Source organism: Bacillota bacterium, from assembly GCA_013178415.1.
Lineage (GTDB): Bacteria > Bacillota > SHA-98 > Ch115 > Ch115 > Ch115.
This window is the reverse complement of sequence record JABLXA010000054.1, coordinates 1-3,333: the sequence shown is the minus strand read 5'-3', so window position 1 is coordinate 3,333 and position 3,333 is coordinate 1. Positions and strand designations below refer to the sequence as shown.

Sequence of the window (3,333 nt, the reverse complement as noted above, 5' to 3'; positions counted from 1 at the left end):
ATCGTTGGGGTAATCTCGGCTGCCGGCATATTCCGCTTAGCATACGCGAGTATCGCCGGACGGTAGCGGTGCAGGGGGATGACGCTAAACCACTACCCGCTCCTCGTGGCTGATGGCAAGCGGATACAGAAGATTGCGTCCGAGAAATGGGTCGCGCAGCGGGGGGTACGGGAGGCAGCCGGGTTTGCATACGTGGGCGCGGACAATGTGGCGCATCCATTGACAAAGAACAGGTTAAACTATTGCTGTCCATGAATAGCGATAACAACAAAGAAGCCTCTTTTCCCATGAGCGAGGCAGCGAATAGGCTATAGAGTCTTGAGATATGGAAAAAAGATGCCCAGCGCACGCGCAGTCGCTGGCGCCGAAGCGCGGTATGAAGCGAATCGCGCCCGGCACCATGGACAGGGAATCAGCAAGCTCACATTCTGAAAGAATCCGCGGGGAATGTTCAATATCTTGTGGGGCTGGTAGTCCGCTACCGGCCGAATCCGGCGGTAAATTCGGCACAATGTCAATGCCCACAGGCCTGGCTGCCGCCCGTAGCCAGTCTACATGCCAGCGAAGACTTCGACCGCCTGCCCAATGGCGTCGGAGGCGACCTGCGAGACGCCTGGCGCCGGAGCCGATATAGGCATACATCCCCCTGCCGAATGAATATTCTCCCAGACTTCCGACACGGATCGCCCTCGTTTCAGGCATGTAAAGCCACAAAACGTAGAGTCCCCCTTGGGGAAAGATGTCCCATTCGGGGTCAATAATGGCACCGGGCATGGTGTCTATGATGGAACTCCCAGAAAGAATCTTTTCCATCGTAGCAACGGTAAGAGGCTTATCAGTGTGCGGCGCAATGCTGGTCAGGCTGAATCCATGTCGTTGATAATATGGAACAAGGAAGCGTTCGACAACACAATAAAGGATGAGACGCCTCACCCCTACCCTACCCGCTTCCTTTTCTATCAAGTCGAGAAGCAACGTTCCGAAACCTCGTCCCCGGTATTCGGGGAGGATCCCGAACCGCCTTATAAGCCACGCATCTGGGGGACACGGCGTGATACGAATGATGCCTGCAGGTTCTGGATCATTAGGACCCCCAGCATCTTGCCCCCTGTCGAGATAGAGCGCGAAAACGCGGGTGCCGGCCTTTAATTCCCCCATGATCTCTTCTTCAGTTTCAAACACTGCACCAGGCGCGGGCAGGCCAGGGCTATGAATATACGGCATCGAAAAGGCTTTTCGAGTCAAATCAGCGATCAAGGATAGATGGGCCTCATTAAGTTCGTGCACTTCAAACTGTTCGTCCGGAAGCATAGCATCCTCCAACATGATAATGACCTGCAGCTTGAGCAATTCCTAGGCAACTGCAAGGTCCTGCTTGAATTAGCCCGCGCCCTCGACCAGACGCCATATGGTCTTTCCCTGCTGGCCTCACTGATAGAGCCGAATGCGAATGCCGAACGGCGTGTGTGGCTTCAATCTTACCTCATTATATCAGTGCTGGAAACCACATCACAAGATGCGAAAGACTCCGGTTTCCTGCCCCATTAGATTTTACACGAATAATCCTGGAATAATTAGTCTGTCAATGGACGGGACGCCAGGCGCTCAATCAGGCCGGCCGGGTTCAATATCGGCCCGAATCTTATTTCCTCTATTTATGGATAATACTTCTTAAAATCTCTTGGTCAGGAATTGAGTTGGCTAGTTTTTCGCCATCAGAGAGCGTAGCTTGGTAGGATTCTCGCTACTTCCATGCTTGGACTTGATAGGATTCTCACCACCCCCACGCTTGGCTGACTAGCATATCACCACCCAAGCCGATATATCCCATGAAATTCCGAAATTCCTCATTTTAGGTAATTATAGCCTATAATCTTCCAACTCAAAGGCGAGGTGGCAGGATTTTCGGCACTTGAGAGCAGAAGATGACGAAATCTCAGCCACCTCTGCGTCCAAACCGGCCAGAATCTCGCCGCCATTAGCCAAAATATACCATAAGATTCCTCCTTATGGATATAATCATAACCTATAATCTTCCAATCTGGAGGCGAGCTGGCGAGAAATTCGCCACCCCGGACCAGGGGCTGGCGAAATTTCGGCCACCATTGAGCAAAACCTGCCTAGATTCTGGCCACCTCAAGGTAATATCGCCCCAAGATTTGCCAAAATGTTCCCGTCCTGACGAAAATATCGCTACCCCAGCAAGGAAACTGACGGATTTTTAGCCACCTCCGCGCGGGATCTGCCTAAAAACTCGTCACCCTCGGTCTAAGCTGACGAATTCTCAGCCACTTCCGCGCGGGACCTGCCTACAATCACGCCGCCCCCGGCCTAGGAATATGCTCGGAAACTCTATCAAAGAAGCTATATCCCACAATATGTTGGGGCAACTCTTAAGCGTAGCCACAATATATAGAGGTCGTCAGAGTTTTCGAGCAATCTCCTAGGGGGACTATAGATGACCAAGCTCGAATCTAAAAATAGGAGCTAACCGTGTGCGGCTCGCCTGGCAGCCGCGCGGTGATACGGCTGGGTTATCTTCCTACTCTCGGCTTGGCGATTTATAGTGGGGCAGAAAACCGATTGTCCATTGTATGTCCATCTCTTCCATGATATACTGATACTTGCGATCCCTTCCAATTTCATAAGGTAGCTGCTGCCCTAAACCCCGCAGATATTGGGACGTTCTTCAGCGTCATTCGGAACCAGAGTCGGAATCAGAGATGGAAATGATTTAGGGGAGACGATTAATGTTTTCCTTGAGACAGAAGGCTTTGATCTTGATGCCGCTCCTGCTTTCTATAATCACATACTTTTGCTATCAGTGGCTGGTTGCGCTCCTCGGCCCAAAAGCCGGCTATTTCGGCGGTTTCCTATTTTAGAGGAAGTTCTTTGGCGGGGAACCTATGTTAGAATATTCCCGAATCACTGGTTCCATGGTTATATCTATCCAGCCATCGGATTTGGAGTCTGGCATTTCTCGCCTCAGTCTGTATTTCCGAATACTGCGCCTGGCGGCAGCGTCTCCCTGGTCATAGTGGCGGGCCTGGTCGGTTTAATGTGGGGATGGGCTGCCAGACGCAGCGGCTCGATTCTCTGGAACGTGAATAGGGTCGGTAGTTGTTGATAATGGCGGGTACCGCATAACAAGCGCATGCAGCCGAAGACCGCCGGGGGTTGTGCAGGAACAGGCGCCCACTGAATGGAGAAGGCGGGTAGGATCACTAGGCCGGTCAGTCGGCCTCGGCTGGTGCGCAAGCCGTTATACAGATTGGGTGATACTTGTGACCTCACAGCTTCGCGAAGTTTCTAGGCATCTCGGTATCGATCCTA

Annotated in this window: 3 protein-coding genes; 2 read left to right on the top strand and 1 reads right to left on the bottom strand. The window is 52.2% G+C overall.

Annotated elements, in window-relative coordinates; genetic code table 11:
• Positions 1-234: 234 nt before the first annotated feature.
• Entirely contained in the window at positions 235-1,287 is a 1,053-nt protein-coding gene (locus HPY52_17105; protein NPV81952.1) for a GNAT family N-acetyltransferase, read from the bottom strand.
• On the opposite strand from HPY52_17105, the gene HPY52_17100 reads away from it, so the two are divergent.
• Together HPY52_17100 and HPY52_17095 are read left to right on the top strand one after the other, a co-directional pair.
• The gene (locus tag HPY52_17100) at positions 1,282-1,548 is read left to right on the top strand and encodes a hypothetical protein (GenBank protein ID NPV81951.1); all 267 of its coding nucleotides are present in this window, start codon (positions 1,282-1,284) and stop codon (positions 1,546-1,548) included. The two genes, HPY52_17105 and HPY52_17100, sit on opposite strands and share 6 nt — an antisense overlap.
• A gap of 1,129 nt (positions 1,549-2,677) precedes the next feature.
• Entirely contained in the window at positions 2,678-3,127 is a 450-nt protein-coding gene (locus tag HPY52_17095) for a CPBP family intramembrane metalloprotease (protein NPV81950.1), read from the top strand.
• Positions 3,128-3,333: the final 206 nt, after the last annotated feature.